General features: G+C 48.5%; 18 protein-coding genes. 15 read left to right on the top strand and 3 right to left on the bottom strand.

Annotated features, from left to right (window positions below; translation table 11 throughout):
- The first annotated feature begins 94 nt into the window (after positions 1 to 94).
- The 8 genes from cpaB to E1H14_RS09935 are packed head-to-tail and all read left to right on the top strand — an operon-like array spanning position 95 to position 7,721.
- A complete protein-coding gene (gene cpaB / locus E1H14_RS09970; RefSeq protein WP_149391327.1) occupies positions 95 to 1,102 on the top strand; it encodes a Flp pilus assembly protein CpaB in 1,008 nt (335 codons plus the stop codon).
- 26 nt (positions 1,103 to 1,128) lie between these two features.
- A complete protein-coding gene (locus E1H14_RS09965) occupies positions 1,129 to 2,340 on the top strand; it encodes a type II and III secretion system protein family protein (RefSeq protein ID WP_149391326.1) in 1,212 nt (403 codons plus the stop codon).
- A 12-nt stretch (positions 2,341 to 2,352) separates the two neighbouring features.
- On the top strand, positions 2,353 to 3,531 hold the full coding sequence (locus E1H14_RS09960) for an AAA family ATPase (protein ID WP_149391325.1): 1,179 nt from the start codon (positions 2,353 to 2,355) through the stop codon (positions 3,529 to 3,531).
- The gene (locus tag E1H14_RS09955) at positions 3,528 to 4,781 is read left to right on the top strand and encodes a CpaF family protein (RefSeq protein WP_149391324.1); all 1,254 of its coding nucleotides are present in this window, start codon (positions 3,528 to 3,530) and stop codon (positions 4,779 to 4,781) included. Before E1H14_RS09960 ends, E1H14_RS09955 begins: the two co-directional genes overlap by 4 nt.
- Positions 4,778 to 5,656, top strand: coding sequence for a type II secretion system F family protein (locus E1H14_RS09950; RefSeq protein ID WP_149391323.1), 879 nt, complete (start codon positions 4,778 to 4,780; stop codon positions 5,654 to 5,656). Before E1H14_RS09955 ends, E1H14_RS09950 begins: the two co-directional genes overlap by 4 nt.
- Entirely contained in the window at positions 5,656 to 6,543 is an 888-nt protein-coding gene (locus E1H14_RS09945; protein WP_200834088.1) for a type II secretion system F family protein, read from the top strand. The genes E1H14_RS09950 and E1H14_RS09945 overlap by 1 nt, the downstream gene beginning before the upstream one ends.
- Positions 6,540 to 7,385, top strand: coding sequence for a tetratricopeptide repeat protein (locus E1H14_RS09940; protein ID WP_149391322.1), 846 nt, complete (start codon positions 6,540 to 6,542; stop codon positions 7,383 to 7,385). The genes E1H14_RS09945 and E1H14_RS09940 overlap by 4 nt, the downstream gene beginning before the upstream one ends.
- A 42-nt stretch (positions 7,386 to 7,427) precedes the next feature.
- Positions 7,428 to 7,721 (top strand): DUF3613 domain-containing protein, encoded by a 294-nt coding sequence (locus E1H14_RS09935; RefSeq protein ID WP_149391321.1) that lies wholly within the window; start codon positions 7,428 to 7,430, stop codon positions 7,719 to 7,721.
- Positions 7,722 to 7,740: 19 nt separating this feature from the next.
- Here the strand turns inward: E1H14_RS09935 and E1H14_RS09930 are convergent, their stop codons facing one another.
- Positions 7,741 to 8,496 carry a response regulator transcription factor gene (locus tag E1H14_RS09930; RefSeq protein WP_149391320.1) on the bottom strand — a complete coding sequence of 252 codons (756 nt, stop codon included), beginning with the start codon at positions 8,494 to 8,496 and terminating at the stop codon, positions 7,741 to 7,743.
- A gap of 159 nt (positions 8,497 to 8,655) precedes the next feature.
- Here E1H14_RS09930 and E1H14_RS09925 point away from each other — a divergent pair, with 159 nt between their 5' ends.
- The 4 genes from E1H14_RS09925 to E1H14_RS09910 are packed head-to-tail and all read left to right on the top strand — an operon-like array spanning position 8,656 to position 12,606.
- Entirely contained in the window at positions 8,656 to 9,216 is a 561-nt protein-coding gene (locus E1H14_RS09925; protein WP_149391319.1) for a pilus assembly protein, read from the top strand.
- Positions 9,213 to 11,543 (top strand): pilus assembly protein TadG-related protein, encoded by a 2,331-nt coding sequence (locus tag E1H14_RS09920; RefSeq protein ID WP_149391318.1) that lies wholly within the window; start codon positions 9,213 to 9,215, stop codon positions 11,541 to 11,543. Before E1H14_RS09925 ends, E1H14_RS09920 begins: the two co-directional genes overlap by 4 nt.
- Positions 11,540 to 12,115 carry a TadE/TadG family type IV pilus assembly protein gene (locus E1H14_RS09915; protein WP_149391317.1) on the top strand — a complete coding sequence of 192 codons (576 nt, stop codon included), beginning with the start codon at positions 11,540 to 11,542 and terminating at the stop codon, positions 12,113 to 12,115. Before E1H14_RS09920 ends, E1H14_RS09915 begins: the two co-directional genes overlap by 4 nt.
- Complete coding sequence (locus E1H14_RS09910; RefSeq protein ID WP_149391316.1) at positions 12,115 to 12,606, top strand: prepilin peptidase; 492 nt, start codon at positions 12,115 to 12,117, stop codon at positions 12,604 to 12,606. The genes E1H14_RS09915 and E1H14_RS09910 overlap by 1 nt, the downstream gene beginning before the upstream one ends.
- On the opposite strand, the gene E1H14_RS09905 is transcribed toward E1H14_RS09910, so the two are convergent.
- Together E1H14_RS09905 and E1H14_RS09900 are read right to left on the bottom strand one after the other, a co-directional pair.
- The gene (locus tag E1H14_RS09905) at positions 12,562 to 15,225 is read right to left on the bottom strand and encodes a PAS domain-containing sensor histidine kinase (protein WP_149391315.1); all 2,664 of its coding nucleotides are present in this window, start codon (positions 15,223 to 15,225) and stop codon (positions 12,562 to 12,564) included. The genes E1H14_RS09910 and E1H14_RS09905 overlap by 45 nt on opposite strands.
- A gap of 69 nt (positions 15,226 to 15,294) precedes the next feature.
- Positions 15,295 to 15,777, bottom strand: coding sequence for a YajQ family cyclic di-GMP-binding protein (locus E1H14_RS09900; RefSeq protein ID WP_149391314.1), 483 nt, complete (start codon positions 15,775 to 15,777; stop codon positions 15,295 to 15,297).
- A gap of 84 nt (positions 15,778 to 15,861) precedes the next feature.
- Between E1H14_RS09900 and E1H14_RS09895 the strand changes: the two genes are divergently transcribed.
- The 3 genes from E1H14_RS09895 (at position 15,862) to E1H14_RS09885 (ending at position 19,503) form a co-directional block, all read left to right on the top strand.
- Positions 15,862 to 16,752 (top strand): ketopantoate reductase family protein, encoded by an 891-nt coding sequence (locus E1H14_RS09895; RefSeq protein WP_149391313.1) that lies wholly within the window; start codon positions 15,862 to 15,864, stop codon positions 16,750 to 16,752.
- A 60-nt stretch (positions 16,753 to 16,812) separates the two neighbouring features.
- Positions 16,813 to 17,598 (top strand): polyphosphate kinase 2, encoded by a 786-nt coding sequence (gene ppk2 / locus E1H14_RS09890; RefSeq protein ID WP_149391312.1) that lies wholly within the window; start codon positions 16,813 to 16,815, stop codon positions 17,596 to 17,598.
- Positions 17,599 to 17,694: 96 nt separating this feature from the next.
- Entirely contained in the window at positions 17,695 to 19,503 is a 1,809-nt protein-coding gene (locus E1H14_RS09885; protein ID WP_149391311.1) for a Na/Pi cotransporter family protein, read from the top strand.
- The last annotated feature ends 14 nt before the right edge of the window (positions 19,504 to 19,517 follow it).

The following is a 19,517-nucleotide window of genomic DNA, read 5'->3' as shown; positions in this document are numbered from 1 at the left end:
TATGAGTGCGTGCTGAGCATGAAACGCTCTTATGTTGTTTTATGTTGTTTCGCGACATCAGGAAGCCAAATCTGGCATTAACAAGGAGCTATAGATGAACAGTCGACTAACCATGAGTCTTGCAGGCCTACTAATGGTTGGTGCCGTCTTTGCTGGCTATAAAGGTTTAACTGTAGGTCGTGACACTCCACCCGCCCCGCTCAATGAGCCCCTAGCACCTATGCCTAGAGTAGATGAGCAGCAGGCCAACTTATCCTTAGAAGCTGCAAAGGATAGGCTAGAGTCAGTTCGGAAAGATCTAGAAGATGAGCAACGCACGGCCGTAGTGGTTCTGAAACGTGATTTACCTGCATTGACTCAAATCAGTGCTGAAGACTTAGACATTGAACTGCTTAAGCTAGCCCCCCCAGAGACCTTTTCTGACACCAATCTATTGATTGGGATGCGCACTTGGAAAGATCTTCCAGCGGGTTTGATCTTAACTGAGCAACATCTGCAAAACGGTGGTCCTATCGCACAAATGATTCGACCTGAAGAGCGCGCACTCGCGATTAGCATTGATGAGGTCACGAGTGCGGGCGGACATCTCCGCCCTGGCGACTTTGTTGATCTATTACTTTATCTGCGTCGCGATGACATCAATACAGACCAAACCGCTCAGCTTGTTTTACCGGCCATTCGTGTCCTGAGTGTAGGTGATCAATTAGGTGCCACGCTTTCAGGAGATCCGGCGCTGTACACTTTAGAAGACGACACAGACACGCGACGACGCAATCTTCCTGCTAAAACAGCTGTCATTGCTGTACATGAAAAGTTGATGACTCGACTCTGGTTAGCCACTCAAATACAAGGCAGCAGTATTCGCTTGGCTGTACGCAGTCTAGATGAAGAGCTCCTAGCTAAATACTACGCTGGCGAAACTATCCCCGAACGCTTAGAAGAAGCAGAAAGGCAACTTTTTCAATTTGAGCAACTTGCTTTACGCCAAGCCACACCTACCAGTCGAGCGGTCAGCTCACGTCCGGTAAGTCCACAGGCCAACCCGTCAAAGCCTAAAGTTGAAATCTATCGTGGCGCTCAAGCTTCGAGCCATGCCCCTTAAATAGAATATAGAACCGAGTAATCAGCATGCACTACGGAAAGTTTTATAAAGGGATTGCTTACAGTCTGTTATTCACAGCCAGCATCTTGAATTACACTTTTGCAAATCCATGCGAGCAATTGCAGCAAGAGCAAATGCTTGAAGTCAGCCAAAACACTCAGAAAGAGTTCCGCTTACCCGTTGCTATACAGAGGGTAGCGATCGGAAATCCTAGTATTGCAGACGTCTCTGTTACAAGTCGACAGAGCATTTTGCTCACGGCACAGAGTTCAGGTGTAACCAACATGAGCGTTTGGACGGCCTGCTCCCCCAATCCAGTCGAAACCATGATTTTTGTCTCTGCACCCTCAATTGCGGACTTGAATCCAGTTTTCACTCAGCAGCTCAATCCCAGCCTCCTCCCCAGCCAAGTTCAGACGGATATACGCTTTGTTGAAGTGAGCCGTAACCGACTCAAAGAAGTTGGCGTGTCGCTGTTAGATGGAAGAAATAATTTCCTTCTAGGTGTTCCAGGTGCAAGCGCCTCTGGCGGTAACTTTTCAGGCAACCTTCCAGCCACTGGAGATGGATTTAATATTCTATTCCGCCAGAACGGCAAAAAGTTCCTAGGCATGCTGAATGCTCTTGAACAAAGCGGCTTTGCCTATACCCTCGCCCAACCAAGTCTCGTAGCGCTAAGCGGACAAACCGCAAGCTTCTTAGCGGGGGGCGAGTTTCCCGTCCCAGTGCCAAGCACCTCAGGTGACTCCATCAGTATCGAATACAAAGAATTTGGCGTTCGGCTCAATTTAACCCCCACCGTAGTCGATCGTAATCGGATCTTATTGAAGGTCGCACCAGAAGTCAGCGAACTTAACTTCAATACAGGTGTAGATATCCTCGGTACACGAGTGCCTGCATTAAATGTTCGACGCACAGACACCAGTATCGCGCTGGCTGATGGCGAAAGCTTTGTTATTAGTGGTTTGATTAGTACTAGCAATTCTTCGGGGGTCGATAAACTTCCAGGACTGGGTAGCATTCCTGTGCTAGGAGCTTTCTTTCGTTCATCTCGCCTACAACGAGAAGAAAGAGAGCTGTTGATGATCGTCACACCACGCCTTGTACAACCTCTAGCCGCGGATGCACCTCTGCCTGACCTTCCCGGCGCAGATCAGGATCAATTTGATCCCAATTTCTTTGAATTCATGTTTCTGGAAAATAGCGCCTTAAATCGGCGAGATGGTCTAAGTCGCTAACAAGGATGCCCAATGGAACACACATTTATCGCCTGCACCAGTAACGACAGTGATGTTGAATGGTTACAAAATGCCTTAGCTTCCCTCGGGCAACTGGTTAAGTGCTCAGATCATATTGATGAGATGACCGCTCTAGTCGATGTCACAGAAGCGCATGTTGTCTTTATCGGTTTAGACCCTGAAAACATCGTCTCACGCTGCGGGTTAATTGAGAGCCTGCTCGAAGTGAGGCCTATGCTTTCAATTATCGCCGTTGGAGATGGACTAGATAATCAACTGGTCATCTCATCGATGCGCGCCGGTGCGCGTGACTTTATTACCTATGGGCTGCGCAGCAGTGAGGTTTTAGCGCTGGTAAGACGCTTAATTTCTAAACTACCTGCTATTTCCCTGCACAAGCGTGAACTAGGTTCTGTCTATACACTCTATGGCTCCGATGCTTCCGCTGACAGCTCTTTACTGGCTACTCATTTAGCTGTTTATCTATGCCAAAATCCAGGAGACGCCTTACTTCTAGACTTAGCTCTCCCAATGGGTTGTGCTTATGACTATCTTGGCCTACAGCCCACCTTCAACTTTGAAGACGCTCTTCGCAACCTACGACGCATGGATATCAGCTTAATTCAAAGCGCCGTCTCCCAACACAAGGAAAAGCTATACGTTTTAGGCTTAATGCATGATAGCCAAGCACTACAACGCTGTAGCTCTGCAGAGGTTTATCTACTGCTTGGAGTGCTACGCCAACATTTTAAACATATCGTGATTAATGTTTGCGGACAGCCAGATTCAGAAGCATTAATGGCCATGATTGCTCGTTCTGACCAACTACTTTGGTATGCCGATCAAAGTGTCTCCACCTGTCGACGCAACCTAGCACAGCTAGAAATCTGGCGCGAGCGCAGTCTTGTACCAGAGAAAACCGGTTTAGTGATCGATCGTTATATTTCAAGCGTTGCTCCGGACAAAAAAACTCTAGCTGAGTCTTTTGGGCTTCCGTTAGCCGCTGTTATTCCTGATCAATCCGTATCGCGCTTACGCTGCAAAAATGCAGGACAATCGATGTTTGATCTGATGCGTGGAGATTCCTTATCACGCAGCGTCATTAAGCTCGCTCATATACTTACAAATCAAAAAGGTATTACTCAATCATCCTCCACCTTAATCGGTAAACTCAAGGAGTGGATTGGATGAGCCAAGAAAGCATTTTTGGCCATAGCAGTACTCGTCGCAGCCATGACCATCACTCCCTAAAGAGCGTATTACATCGTTATTTGATAGATCGTTTAGAGGAGGAGGAAACCAACCTGCTCGAAGCCGGCCGTCCTTTGCTCAGCCGGTTTATTCATGATCGTGTTGAAGATTACATCCGCGTGCGCCAGCTAGCCTTGTCGCGTTACGAGATCGACCGACTCTCAGAGGAGCTGCTCGATGAACTCACTGGATTCGGTCCTCTTGAAATACTTCTTTCCGATGCCAGCGTCACTGAAATTTTGGTCAACGGCCCTCATAGGGTGTTTATAGAACGTCGCGGTGTTTTACAAAAAAGCGATATGCGCTTTGCTGATAACGCTCATCTATTAAGAGTGATTCAGCGCATTCTTTTACCTATGGGTAGACGACTGGATGAATCCTCGCCCATGGTCGATGCACGTATGCCTGATGGCAGCCGGATTAACGCGGTCATTCCGCCCATCGCTTTAGATGGTCCCTGCTTATCTGTACGTAAATTCCGCAGCGATATGCTAAAAAGTGCAGATCTTTTAGCTTCTGGCTCGGTTGATCGGCATATACTTGAGTTTCTTGAACTTGCCGTTAAACAACGCTGCAACATTCTGATTAGCGGTGGTACGGGAACCGGTAAGACAACCATGCTCAATGTACTGAGCCAAGAGATAGATCATCGTGAACGCATCGTCACAATTGAAGATACCGCTGAACTACAACTCAAACATGACCATGTCGTACGTTTAGAAACACGCCCACCTAATGCCGATGGTCACGGCGAAGTGACAGCTCGTGACTTGGTTCGCAATGCATTACGCATGCGCCCAGATCGCATTATATTGGGGGAGATTCGTGGTGCTGAGGTACTTGATGTGTTAACTGCGATGAATACAGGCCATGATGGATCCATGTCCACCTTGCACGCCAATAATGCTCAAGATGCTCTCTTAAGACTCGAATCACTTGTAGGTCTTTCTGGAATACGCGTTGCTGAATCAACCTTGCGGCAAATCATCTGTGCTGCAATTGATATTGTCATTCAATTAACACGCATGCCCGATGGCCGACGCTGTGTCACAGAAATATTGGAAGTTGTCTCTTTACGTGAAGATATCTATGTAACGAACACACTTTTTTCGATGGATCGTCGTGGGACAGGTCAATTCACTCGTGAAGCGACACGACCCGCCAGTGAAAAGCTACAACGCAGCCTATGATCGCCTCAACTCTCATCTTAATCAGCCTCGTTCTTTTAGTGGTATCACTTATACTGGTACGCAAGGGCATCCTTTTATCGGCGTCAGAACGCCTAGCAGGTCGTCTTGAGCGTTTTCAAGAAGCACGTCAAAGAACGCCCAGTCGTAGCTACCTATCCTTACTTTTACTGAGAGGCGGTATTCAGCTCAGCTCGAAAACTCTCTTTTTCCTGATGCTGACTCTTACCCCGCTGATTCTTCTTGTCATAGCGCTCAGCGATGTCATGTTTGGTTTTCTTCTACTCATTGCTTTGCTCGTTATTGGGCGTCTATTGATTAGTTGGCGATATCAAAAGCGCGTTAAACGCATGGTCACACAACTTCCCTCTTTTTTAGACCATATCATTCGTAGCTTAAAATCAGGTAGAACCCTAGGTGACGGAATTCTTCTAGCCAGTGAACAAGCCGCTGAGCCGCTCAAGTCAGCCTTAGGTCGCAGCCGTCGTATGATCGAACGCGGTAGCTCAATCGAAGATGCTTTTGATGATTTCGCTAAACTCTACCCCAAACGTGAATTTCAAATTTTTGCACTCGGTGTTCGTATCAATCAACGCTACGGTGGCAATGCAACAGAGATTCTGAGCAACCTAATCATCCTAATTCGCGATCATGAAAAAGCCAGCCGACAACTCCGAGCCATGACAGGTGAAACCCGCATTAGCGCTTATGTTCTCGGTGGCATGCCACTTCTTATTGCCGCTTATATCTTTATCTCTAACCCTGATTTTATTCTCGGACTGTGGAATGATCCCAGCGGACAAACCTTACTGCTCATAGCACTTCTATTACAAATCACGGGCATCGCCATACTCTGGCGACTACTCAGGAGCATTTAATGATGCAGATCTGGCTTCTATCTGCGCTTTTACTTGCTCTCATCGCTACCTATATGTTGAGAGCATCTTGGCGAGAATTACGCATTGAACGACAAGTTCTAAATCACCTTGGTATTTCTCAAGAGCTCGACGAAAGAGGCTTGCGCTCTCTTAAGCAGGTACGCTTTACCAAAAAGTCCGGTCTTCTTCTCGATGCCGAAACACAACAAATGCTCGCTCGCTTTGGATGGCGCAGGCCCTATCAACGCAGCCTTTTTGTGGTCATTCAGCTCGCTACACCTATTTTAGCCGCGCTTTTAGCCGCGCTTTACTACAGCTTAAGTGATAGCAACCTCTCCATCTGGATATGGATTTTATTTGCCGCAGGGATCGCCTATCTCTTTCCTAAGCGCATATTAAAAATATTGGTAGAAAGTCGATTAAAGCGAATTCGCATAGAAGTCTCCATCATGATTTCGTTGCTTAGAATTCTGTTCGAAGTGGGCATGACAGTTGAGCAGGCTTTACGCGTTTTAGCGGATGAGGGCCAGGAAATCATGCCCGAGATTGCCTCTGAGCTAAATCTTTTGCTTCAGCGTGTGGATGCTGGTTTAGATTTAGCAGAGGAGCTTTATCATGCTGCAGCAGTGCTTGAGGTTGAAGATTTGACTGATACCTTTGGCATACTCTCACAACTTATTCGCCAAGGGGGTGGAGCGATGCACTCTCTGCTAGCCCTCAAAGAGTTATTAGATGATAAGCGCATGACCGCCTTACAAGAACAAGTTTCCAAGCTATCCGCCAAAATGTCCGCTGTGATGGTTGGCTTCCTCTTTCCTGCTTTATTAATCGTCTTAGCCGGGCCAGGCTTTATCGCCATTATTCGCGCTTTAGGAGAAATGAAATGAAACCATGGATTCCCTTAATCATACTGGCGGGCATTCTGTCAGGCTGTACTGCTCAAAACACACGACCCATGGTGGACGAACAAGGCAAGGTTCGAGTTACACCGCCACCTAGCTGCAATCCACTCAGTAATGAAGAAACGCTGGTAATGAGTATGTCTCGAGACATGGTGGAAGCAGGTCGACTACATGCTGCCTTAGCAAATCTTGAACGTATGCCAGAAACATCACCTGAAGCGAGATTACGCAAAGCCCAAATCTTACGCCTACTCGGGCGTTATGAGGCTGAAGCCATGTTTGCCAGTCTAACGAACAGCTGCGTTCAAGCTCAAGCACATCATGGTTTAGGCCAGATGCACGTCAGCGCCCAACGTTATCCAGAAGGCTTAAAGCATTTGCGTATCGCGGTAGCTCTAGAGCCGACGAATGATGCTATGCGTAATGACCTAGGTGTCGCACATTTAAACATGCGCCAACTTAAAGAAGCTCAGTTTGAGTTTCTAACTGCCATGGAGTTAAATGAAGCAGATAAACGCCCAGCAGTCAATCTTTTAACTTCCTTGCTTTACCAAGGCAACCGGGAGCAAGCAGCAAGACTCATGACGCGTTATAACCTCGATCAGAGCGATTTACGTGAAGCAGCTGAGCGGGCACAGCGTATGCAACTAGAAGATCAACCACAAAAGGTAACAGCTCCAGCTCCAGCTCCAGCTCCAGCTCCAGCCATGATACAACCCAGTACTAGCAACGCAACAACGCCAAGCTCGCAAACGACATCTGTACCTGGAATTCAGCGCGTTGCTCCAAGTGCTAGCCGCCCTGTCGTACCCATTGTCGGCCAATAAATAATAGCATCGTTTAATTCCATGGATCTTAGGAGATAGAATATGAATAAAGTGGCTTTTTTACCTGTTGCTATTCTTGTGGCCCTTTCCTTAGGGATTGCCTCAAATACCTCAGCTCAAACACCATCCGAGCATGGTTTACTCAAGAATAAACCCTTAACGCAAAGTGAAGTTTGGCTAAGAATGCAACGCGAAGGTCAACAAGCGTCACCTTATATCCAACAACCGAGTTTAAAAGAACGGGAGCGTAGTTTTCAGCGCTGGCTAGACTCTTACCAATATCCTATCCCAGACAACTTCGATCAGAAACAAGGCGGTAGCTTCAGTCAAAACTGACTGAAGCTACTCTCGCACTTTATGCCAGTTGATTCTGAGATAAAATCAAGGCCAGCTTAGTACGGTTACTCAATTGGGTAATTCTTAAAATTTGAGAAACATAAAGTTTAACTGTATTTTCTGAAATACCCATCTCGCAAGAGATTTGATAATTTGTCAATCCTTGGCTAATAAGCTTAGCGACCTCAAGCTGTCTAGGGGATAATTGCTCAAAATGCTCAGGAAGTGAGCCAGTCGCGTTATCTTTGTCAATACCCACTCCCTGTGCACTCGAAGCAGGTATTTCCGACGGATTGATTTCTTGATAAATATCTTGCAGGGAACGGCTCAGATGCATCAAACGATCATCAAGCCTTTCTAAACGTAAACGCTCATAAGTATCCAACAGCCGCTCACGTAAACGCTCGACACCCTGCAGAAGACTGACTGGATCAATCGGTTTCTGGTAGTAATCAGCGATTCCCGCTTTTAACGCCATCACCACATCATCTTTCTCTGCCTGACCAGTAAACAAGATGGATTCAAGTGGTCGGTTACTCTCTTTTGCGACCTGACGCAGAGCATGAATGAGCTCTATACCATCCTTGCCAGGCATTTTTAAATCTGTAAGTACAAGAGCGATACTGGGATCCTGTTGGAAACATGCAAGCGCTTCGTCTGCAGAAGCACTCAGGACGCACTCATAGCCTTCCTGAACGAGTAACTCCAGAAGCTCTTCGAGAATAAGGGGTTCATTGTCAACGATCAGTACTTTGAACCCAGCAGCCTTGTTCATCAATAACATCCTATAGAGTTATACCAATGCGATAATTATAAAAAACTAAACACATAACATTATAGGATTAGTTATTCCGCCGCACCAGAGATATTGAATCGAGATCGCTATTTTTAACTAGTCGTTGCCCAAGGTTTTCAGTAGACTTGTATCCATGAAATGCTGGAAATAGTTCTAAACAATGGATTGCAAATCAATTTAAGGACAGCGCAAAGAAATATGTGCCACTACCCTCCCCTTGGCAAACTGCACTTTTTTTCTAGACATCAAAGTGGCGCAGCCGCTATAGAGTTTGTCTTTATCTTTTTGATTTTCTTTGTCATTTTTTACATACTGATTATCTTTTCTTTCCCTTTCTTATTAAGTGCCACCTATCAACAAATTGCCTCGGAAATATTACGCGAAGCCATCACTATAGGCTTGAGTAGCGATGGTAATCTAATCCCTGCCAATACCGCAGCCGCTTTAATCCTGGATAGTAGCCGCTTACCTACTAACTGGCTCATCCCCTGCACTGATTTTATTGGTTTTTTCCGTATTGATGCCGACGCGGGCACCTTAACCAGCTGCATACGGCATCCTAATCCTGACACTTTATTCCCGCGCCTGACGCTTCCGGGATTTAATTTAGTGAATCTACCTGAAGAAATTCGTGGTGAAGCCAGCATTCAGCTCTGGCAAGCCACCAGCTCTCTACCTTCTGAAGGGTTGCAACCATGAACCATTTACCCTTTAAACAGCAAACAGGTGCTTTCAGCATAATGGCTGCTGGAACCCTTTTAATGGCGCTTTTAACACTAGTCTTGGTTGTTGACACCTCACGTTTGTATGCCGAACAACGTAAGTTACAAAAGCTGGCTGACACCGCTGCGTTAGAATCCATTTCAAGACTGGCATCGGGTGCTTGTGGAACAGACCCCGCTTCAGCACGCCGCTTTGCTGAAGAAAACTTACGCCGTCAGCAGTTTCTGCACTCAGAAGAGGAAAGCGCTATCATCGAATGTGTAGCGCTAGACACCAGTGGCGAAATCATCCAACTCATACAAAACCCGAATGGCCCTGCCGTGCGTGCCCAGGTATTGCAAGAGGTGCCTTCCAGTTTGATCCTACGCTCAGGTGCCGCCTTGGGATTAGACTTTCCTGCCACCACACAATTGCAAGCTGAAGCCACGGCGGCAAGAGACGAACCTGTCGCCGTTTTTTCAATAGGCGCTCAACTGCTTCAACTACAAAACGATAAGTTACTTGGCATTCTACTGCGCACTGTGGGTGTAGATGTCGACGTCTTGACGCTTCTTGATGCAGACGGCTTAGCCAATGCGCAGATTACGCCCTCGGGTCTGTTATCTGCCCTAGGGGTCGATATCGGTATACAACAGTTAAAAGCCTTGTCGCCCAGTGGATTAGTAGATCTCGTTAACACCCAAGTCGGTTTACTCGGTATTGATGAGCTGCTTGAGGTTTCACTCGATCTGATTACAGATTCCGTTCTCAGAGCACAGGTCGCAGCACTACGCACAACCTTGATCAGCAATCCCATCATTCAAGATATTCAGTTGCAACTTTTTGGTGTTGACGCTGAGCGTGCCTTAATTAGCCTAACCTCGGCGAGTGATGCTCGCCTAGGCTCTGCTCTCGATGCCGGCATTGGCTTAGGTCAACTACTCAGCACGGCTATTTTAGTCGGCGTTTCAGAGCTAGAACGTGGTTTGGTGATCCCTGAGTTAAACTTACTGGGCTTAGTGGATGTGCAACTTGGAGTCGTTGAACCTCCCTCGATTGGTGTCGGTCCAGTCGGCACTAAGGCCTATGATGCCCAAATTAGACTTTACCTCGATATCGACACGGATAATTTACTCGGGGGCAGCTTACGATTTTTAACCAACCTCTTAGGCACACGTGTCCATTTACCCGTCTGGATAGATCTTGTCAGCGGAGAAGCGACTCTCGAAACACTCAGTTGTGATGTCAATCCTCCTACTGCTAAATTCGATGTGAACGCCAACCTATTAGGCATCTGTATCGGGGAGATTCCCGATGCACTGCGCTGGTCAAGCGCGAGCTCCTGCCAGGGTCAAACTCAGGAAACAGAGTTGATTAAACTTCTCCACCTGCCAGTACTGTCTGGGAGATCCAATATCCCTGCCTTACAAAACCTAGAGTTTTCGGTTCCGCCCCAGGGGCTCGTCGCTCGAGACCAGCTTACAGACTCAGAACTGAACCAGGTTTGCTTACCGGATGGCTCAAACAATAGCTGTTACAAAACTGGCGCGAACCTTTTGAGTGACCTAGGCAATACGACGCAACGCTTAGTGGAAGGTTTATTAGATCTATTAAGCGGCCTGTTCAGACGCCCAAATTCCCAGCTTTCCAGCGGACTGGATTTCTCACAAGCCGCTCAAAACCGACTAATTGAGAACCTAGCCACTCAATACCTAGAGGCCACTAAAAGAAACGGTTTTTATAATGTTGCCGATGCAACACAGATTATTCTGCAAGGACAAACTGATCCTGTGACTGGGCAGCAAATTCTTCCACCGCTGATCGATGGTGATTTTAATTTCCCACGTGCCATACCCACTACCGGACTCTTGGCCGTTCGCCCTGTAAGCCAATGGAATACAGGTAGCTTCTCTCAAGCCTTTCATGCCTATACATCTGTGCCCTACAGCGTATTGGATCTACTTGGAATTTCAACTCTTGGTAATGGTTATACCTCCTGTGCGGGCCTGCTAACATCTTTATTGGCCTGGAATCGCTGCGTTGAGGGTAACTTACAACAACTGCTCAAACAGCATCAAGATCGTTATACCCTAGCCAACTCAACAGATGGAGACCAGCTCGCCACTCCCGGTAACCAAGAAGTGAGTTGCTCAGGGGCTCTGTGCCTGATTCTGCGTCCTGTCTTAAATCTGCTTAAACCTATCTTGAATGGAGTCGGGGCGCTGCTGGATAACATTCTGGCAGGTGTACTCGGCGTTGAGATTGGTCGCAGCACGGTTGAAGTCCACTCTATAGAATGCGGTACCGCTAGGTTAGTACGATGAAACACTCTCTTTTTCCTCAGAAAAAGCCCAGCCGTTGCCAGCAAAACGGTAGCGTGGCGATTGAATTTGCAGGACTGTTTTTGCTTTTTTTTGTGGTGCTTTATGCCATCCTGTCTTACAGCGTGCCTCTGCTTTTGACCTACACCTTTAAGCAAGTCAGTGCCGATGCCGCACGCGCAACGATCCGTGTGAACCCGGCGCTCGCTCAGGAAGACTATATTCGTGTGATCAGCCAAGAAGTCAGTCGTGTCGTGGAAACCAGCTGGCTGCCTGAGACATGGCGACAAGGCAACTGCCCCTCACCCAATGCGGCAGAACCCTGGCAAACACTGCCGCCGCAACCGGGCCATCAATCCTATGGGCACATTCAACCTATCACACCCATCAATGGCCAAAATTACTTCCTGTTGCATATCTGCTTACAGCGCCCCTATCTAGCACAGGGCGATGAAAATACGCGGGCTATTATTCCAATTTTGCAACTGCCCGGCTTTACTTTGCCTCTGCTCCCTTTGGATGAAGACACTGGCACCATTATTTTACGAGGCTCAACCATAGCGAGCCTACGTTGATGCCTGAATTTAACCCAGCGTTAGCAAGCTTGTTACTGGTCTGGTTAGGGCTCTGTGCTGGGCTGGATTATCGCAGTCGTCGCCTCCCCAATCTGCTGATTTTGCTAGGTGCGAGTTTGGCAATAGGCAGTTTTGTTTTGACCGGTGCAAGCTTGATGGGAGGCTCTACCCAGCAGATGCTCTGGGGTGTACTGGCCATTCTTGGCATACTCCTGCCCGGTTTTCTGCGCGGTGTCTTAGGCGCCGGAGACGTTAAACTTCTAGCCGTGGTCGCTCTCAGCAGCCATCTTGTATTCAGTCTCTATACACTGATCTTGGCAGGATTTTTGATGTTTTGCTGGGTTTGTGTATTTCGCTTCTTACCCCAAACCTGGCCTTGGGGTTATTTACGACTGGAGGCCAAGGCCTCCTTAAAAAGTAAACTCGCCTATGCCCCTTTTGTATTCTTAGCGGCGGGATTCCAGATCTGTATGCTGAGGCTCTGGGGCTAGACGTAAGGACACACTGAAACACGCCCCCACCTGCTGAGATGTCTCTGCATCCGCCGGTGCCGTCCAAAGACGATTCCTCACCGATAAGCACCCTCCCATCGCCTGTATCAAACTGAAACTGACAGATAGCCCTAGCCCCGTACCTTGACCTGGAGGCTTGGTGGTCATAAAAGGATCAAAAATTCGCTCAAGAAGATGCTCCGGCACCCCTCCTGCATTATCCAAGACTTCGATGATCAAATGATCTTCCTCACAACGGCTACTTAATGCAATTTTTGGCTCTTGAGCAGGTGCCGTCTGCGCACTGCCCTGACCTAGAAGTGCATCCCGAGCATTGATTAATAGATTAATCAGAACTTGCTCAAGATGATCGGGAAAGCCTAAGACAGCGGGCATCTCACCCAAAGCCTGGGTATTGATCTGAATGGCATCATTAGGCAGAAGTTCTTGTACCAGCATCAGCGCATCGGCAACCGCCTGCCCAGGCAAAAAGACTTCGGGTTCAGGGGCAGATTTACGGCCAAATACACGCATATGATCAATGATTTTTGCCGCTCTCAAGGCCTGATCGCTAATGCGCTGCAACTTTCCTTCCAGATATTCATCCTGCAGCGCATGTTTAGTGAGGTAACGCAGACTGTTGGTCACCGCCATCCGAATGACATTTAAGGGCTGATTGATCTCATGCGCCAAGCCGGTCGCCATCTCCCCCAGCAACGCCATTTTAGCACCTTGAAAAAGCTGTTCGCGGGCTAAATAGAGTTCAGTATTATCACGCCCGATGGCTTGTATCTCTCTTAGTTGTCCCTGCTCATCAAACAAACCTCGCTCAGACCAGATCCACCAGGCATCTTGAACATTAGGGCGCTGAATACGAAACTCAGAGGTGAGGACGGGATGTTCCGGCGTTAACTGCTGCAAACGCTGCTCAAACGCCTGAACCAAGTCATCGGGTAAGGCCTGAGTCAGCACAAAGCCCTCGATCTGTCTTCCAGGCAAACCCAAGCTCTCAATCAATAACGCATTGGCATAGGTCAGGCTAAAATCCGGTCGATAACGACAGATCAAAGCCGGCGCATCCTCCACTAGCACACGATAGCGCTCTTCACTTTTTTGCAGTTGCGTGCTTGCTTCCACGGCATCGGTAATATCGACCCAAATGCCCGTGACTTCTTTGGGCATTCCTAACTCGTCATGATGCAAACGTGCTTCATCTAAAAGCCAATGATAACGGCCTTGCACATCACTCATTCGATAACGCAGTTGTACATACCCTTGTTGATACAGTTGCTGACTCCGGTTTTGCCAGATCGCACGATCGTCTGGGTGAATAGAGCGCAAGACACCCTCAACCAGCCAATCGGACAGATGCCATCCTAATACCGAAACTAGGCTCGCACTGGCATAATTCAGTTGTAATACACCCTCAGCATAGGTTTGGGTGTAGATAATGGCAGGTGCACTGTCGAGTAGCGACTCTAACCGGCGTACCGCTTCCTGCGCCGTTTGCCGCTGCATCACCCAGGTTTCGATGTCTCGCACATAACCTAAAAGCTGATGATCAGGGCTGCGCATAAAACCGACTTCGAAACGATGCCAGGTCTCAGCTTGTTTTAAGCGTATCTCCATACGCTGCTGCCCACCTTCAGCGGCCACGTCTGACAGCGCCAGACGGAAAGGCTCTTGATCCACTGCCGCCAATTGCTGGCACCACGCCTCTAAAGATAAAGATTCAGGCAACCCTAACCGCTTGGACGTAGACTCAAGAAAATAAAATCTTTGCGTCTTAGGTGCAAAGCGCCAGCCCTCGCTCTCTTTCAAGCTTAACAAAGACTCAGCCGCCTGAGCTTTTTCCTGCCAAGCGAATCGTTGCAAGACTTGAAAGAGACTGAGGATCCAAGGCTCCAGGCTCAGCTTAAGTGCAGTCGAATTAGGCAACGCCTGCACAGCTTCTAGATCAAGAGTAATCTCCCCCACCGACTGCATCCAAGATAGACTGAGCTGCGCGGGCTCACTCTGAGACAAGTCGCCAACAGACAACCGAATTGGCTGAGCCAGCTGCGTTAGGGCTTGCGATTGATTCACTAAAGATTGAGTGGGATGCCAGCCTAAAGATACATGCTGGAGTTTGAGTAATCCACGCATCTCCGAAAGTTGTTCCGTGAGGCACGCTTGGAGCGCTTCAAAGCGGATGCCTTGAAGGCGCTCCAACCACCGCACCTGAGTTTGGAAAAGCTGATGGCGTTTTTCCATCTGCACCTTATTCGACATGAGATCACTCACATCCATGCCCTGCAGACAAAATCCTTGTGCGGTGAAATGTCGATGCAAGCGCAGATAAATAGGCGACTCACGTCCGCGCAGTACACAATCCATCGCCTCTTCAGTCAAACTCAGCGGCAAGTCTTGTAGCCAGGGCGCAGGCTGCAACAGCAAGGCCTGGATGGAGGCATTCTCGATGCCCGCCGGCAGCTTGGTTTTTAAATCCTCAGAGCAGGCGGTCAGCCTGGCTTCTGTATCCAATTCGATCCAAGTGCCGACACGTAGTTGAGCAGGACACTCCACAAAGCTCTCAACGCCCTTTTTGGGGGCATGCTTTTTATTACGCCAAAATGCCATCCCTGCTCTCCATTCCTGCTCTCCATCCTCAGTTCAATAGCACCCACTCATCCGCTCAGTGTCGCTCGATCAATCTCGGAAGTTGTTGTACTGCAAAGGCAGTTCCACATCCGATTCACGCAGAAGTGCCATCACATCCTGCAGATCATCGCGCTTCTTACCGGTGACGCGTACCTTCTCGCCCTGGACCTGGGACTGTACCTTCAACTTACTGTCTTTAATGATTTTAGTGATTTTTTTGCACAACACCTGATCCAATCCTTGGCGTAAAATCACCTGCTGTTTAGCTTTCACACCACTGAGATCCGGATCTTTCACTTCCAAACAACGTATATCAATTTTGCGCGAGGTCAGTTTACTGCGCAGAATTTCCATCATCTGCTGGAGCTGAAAATCAACCTCTGCCACCAGAGTAACGGTTTCATCTTGCAGTTCAAATTCGGCTTTAACCCCTTTAAAATCATAGCGACTCTGCAGCTCACGATTCGCCTGGTCGACCGCATTGGTCACTTCATGAGCATCCAGTTCTGAAACGATATCAAATGATGGCATCCATCTTCTCCTACTTGAAGCCGATCACTGCTCGTATGGGGCGCGGTGACAACGGCAAATCATAATCATTATTTAAGGGACTTTATGCATTGGCATTTACTCGGACTTGGCGCACTCGGCACCCTCTGGGCGGATCGTTTACTGACCGCCGGCCTCCAAGTAAGTGCCATCACACGTTCAGCCGATATCAGTACTCAGGTTGAACGCCGGTTGCACTGGCAAGGCGAGGGTAAAACACTGCAACTCCCGAGATTTAATCCTGAGCACACGGCACCTACGCAGACCCCGCTCATCACGCATCTACTGGTGGTGACTAAGTCCTATGATACCTTGTCTGCCTTTGACTCTGTAGCTACCTGGCTGAGCCCTGAAGCTGAAGTTGTGTTTTTGCACAACGGTATCGGACCACAATTAGAGATCGCGCAACGCAGGCCGGATCTTAACCTTTGGGTCGGCACCACCACCGCAGCGGCTTATCGTGACCCCGAAGGTGAAGTCTATGGCATCAGTTTAGGCGAGACGGAACTGGCGCGATGGCCGGGCGGTTCACTGGCGCTACCTGCGAGCTGGGACAAGGTCGTTCCTCCTATTACACCGAGTGATCAACCCCTCCGGGTATTATGGAAAAAATTGGCGATTAACGCCGTCATCAACCCCATGACAGCGTTACTGCAATGTCGCAATGGCGAGCTCTTAAGCACCGACACCAGACGTCAACAGCTACAACAACTGTGTAGCGAAATTGAGAAACTGGCACAAGCACTGGATATCCCTCTATTTTCAGAACCCCTCTACACCTGTGTCTGCCGAGTTGCACAAGCCACCGCCGGAAACTACTCTTCGATGTGTATGGATACACGCCTAAATCAAACCACTGAAATAGAGGCCATTACTGGCTATGTGTGTCGCCAAGCTCAAGCTCTTGGGTTGGTACTACCTGGGCATCAAGCCCTCTGGGAGGCACTTCAGCGCTAGGCGATCTGACAAAAATATGTCAGAGTCTAAATATTGCTTGGCTAACCGGATAACACACCCATGACTGCCCCGATTCTTGAAACTACCTACCCCTATGACAGCGCGCTTTCACGCAAAGAGTATGAGCGTACCAAGCAACTTTTACAGATTGAACTGCTTAAAGTTCAGAGCTGGGCACGCGCTTCCGGTCAAAAGATCGTCATTCTCTTCGAAGGCCGAGATGCAGCGGGTAAAGGCGGCACCATCAAGCGCTTTATGGAATATCTCAATCCACGTCACGCGCGAATTATCGCGCTTGAAAAACCCTCAGACGTAGAGCGTAGTCAATGGTACTTTCAACGCTATATCAAACAACTGCCAACGGCGGGTGAGATACTGCTGTTTGATCGCTCCTGGTACAACCGTGCGGGGGTTGAGCGTGTGATGGGCTTTTGCACGCCTTCTGAATACTTACAGTTTATGCGCGACACCCCGGAACTCGAACGCATGCTGGTTCGCAGCGGTATACGCTTATTTAAACTCTGGTTTGAGGTGGGTCGTGACGAGCAGTTCAAACGCTTTGAATCACGACGTGACGATCCCCTCAAGCAATGGAAACTCTCGCCCATCGATATGGCTTCCTTGGATAAATGGGACGCTTACACTGATGCCAAAAACGCTATGTTCCGTCACACCGATACTCCAGACGCACCCTGGACCGTGATCCTCTCCGATGACAAAAAACGTGCACGCTTAGCCGCCATGCAGACAATTCTCAGCCAACTGCCCTACCCGGATAAAAATCCCGATCTGGATCTGACACCAGACCCCTTGATCAGCATTCCGGCACGTAAACTTCTTTTATGAGCTAGGCTTGTAGTCAATCCACTGAAAAATAACACCTTGTGACTTAAGCTTGCATCTCGCTTGAGCTGAGTTTTAGTTTGTCTGGATACACCAACCATGTATAAAAAAATGATCTTTCCAGCTCTGCTCGTGCTCCTCGCTTATGCACTCTGGATCAGTGCAGATTTTATGGAAATTGCGGCGGGTATCGCGCTGTTTATTTTTGGGATGTTTTGTTTGGAAGAGGGGTTTAAGGCCTTCACCGGCGGCACCCTAGAAAGCATCCTGCGACGCTCCACAGATCGCCTGTGGAAAAGTCTAACCTTTGGACTCACTAGCACCACCTTGATGCAGTCCAGCACCCTGGTCTCTCTGATCACCATCTCCTTTGTCAGCGCTGAGATGATCACCCTAGCGGCAGGTATTGGGATTATTATGGGTGCCAATATCGGTACAACAACAGGAGCCTGGCTGATTGCCGGGCTCGGGTTACGGGTGAATATCGCAGCCTATGCGATGCCGATCTTGGTCTTTGGTGTCGTCTTTTTAATGCAAAAAAGCAAGATTCTCAAAGGTGTGGGTTATGTCACCCTGGGCGCTGGCTTGCTGTTTTTTGGCATTCATTACATGAAAGAAGGATTTGAAGCTTTTCAAGGCAGCTTTGATCTCTCCGCCTATGCTATGACCGGTTATGCCGGCGTCCTACTCTTCACCCTGCTCGGTATGTTAATCACCGTGGTAATGCAATCGAGCCATGCCACTTTGTTGATTATCATTACCGCCCTGTCGACCGGCCAGGTCACCTATGAAAACGCGTTAGCTCTGGCCATCGGCGCCAATCTAGGCAGTGCCATCACCACTGCCATGGGTGGACTAGCGGCCAACCTGGGCGGCAAACGCCTCGCGATTGCCCATGTGATTTTTAATCTGGTCACGGGGCTAGTGGCCATTCTGTTTATTGGCCAGCTGGCGTGGCTGGTCGATCATTTAGCGGCCCTGGTTGGCATTGCCGCAGAGAACTATCTGCTAAAACTGGCGCTCTTCCATACCGTCTTTAATCTCTTAGGAGTGCTGCTACTAACACCCTTTGTGTCACAGCTCGAACGCTTTTTATTGGCGCAGATTCAACAACGCGCCAAAGGAATTGAACAACCTTTGTATCTCTATCCTGAGGCTCTGGAAACACCCGCGACTGCCGTCAGCGCAGTGCGTAAAGAAGTGCAACATCTCTTTGATAATGCCGCTGGGCTGCTAGCACATGGCCTCAGCTTAAAACGCAGCACACTGGATTCAGAGGAATCGCTCAGTGATGCGGTCAAATATACTCGCCGTATCTTCCCAATCGATGTGGAAGATCTCTATGAAGAAAAAATCAAAAGTCTGCACAGCGAAATCGTGGCATTTATTGGTGAAGCGCAAACGCGTGAATCCACCCAGTCAGCCACGGAAGAACTCTATGTGTTGCGTCAAGCCAGTCGCGACATAGTCGAGGCGGTGAAAGGGATGAAGCACTTACATACCAACCTTTCACGTTATGGCCTCTCTTCCAATCTTGCCATCCGCGAGCGTTATGATCAGATCCGTTTGCAACTGGCAAAACTGTTACGTGAGTTGCGCCAGTTGCAACGCGAAGAGGCATCGGATGTCACGGCTTTGTCATTAGATGCGCTTAAACTCTCCTTGCAAAAGTCTAGTCGCAAATTAATGGATGATCTTGACGAAATGATCCGCTTTCGGCGCATCAATCCATCGGTCGCCACTTCGATTATGAATGACGAAGCCTACGTAAATGACATCAGCCATAATCTGCTGGATGCAACACGTGCTCTGCTCGAACATTCATCCTTGACACAGCGCCTCGACTCTTTGAGTCTGGATGAGAAAGAGCTGCAAGCCCTTGCTGACCAGGACGCTAGCTCTGTTTGATTTTAAGCCTACCA

The sequence above is a fragment of the Nitrincola tapanii genome, from assembly GCF_008368715.1.
GTDB lineage: Bacteria > Pseudomonadota > Gammaproteobacteria > Pseudomonadales > Balneatricaceae > Nitrincola > Nitrincola tapanii.
Note: the sequence above shows the minus strand (reverse complement) of the source record. Positions and strands in the feature narration are given on the sequence as shown.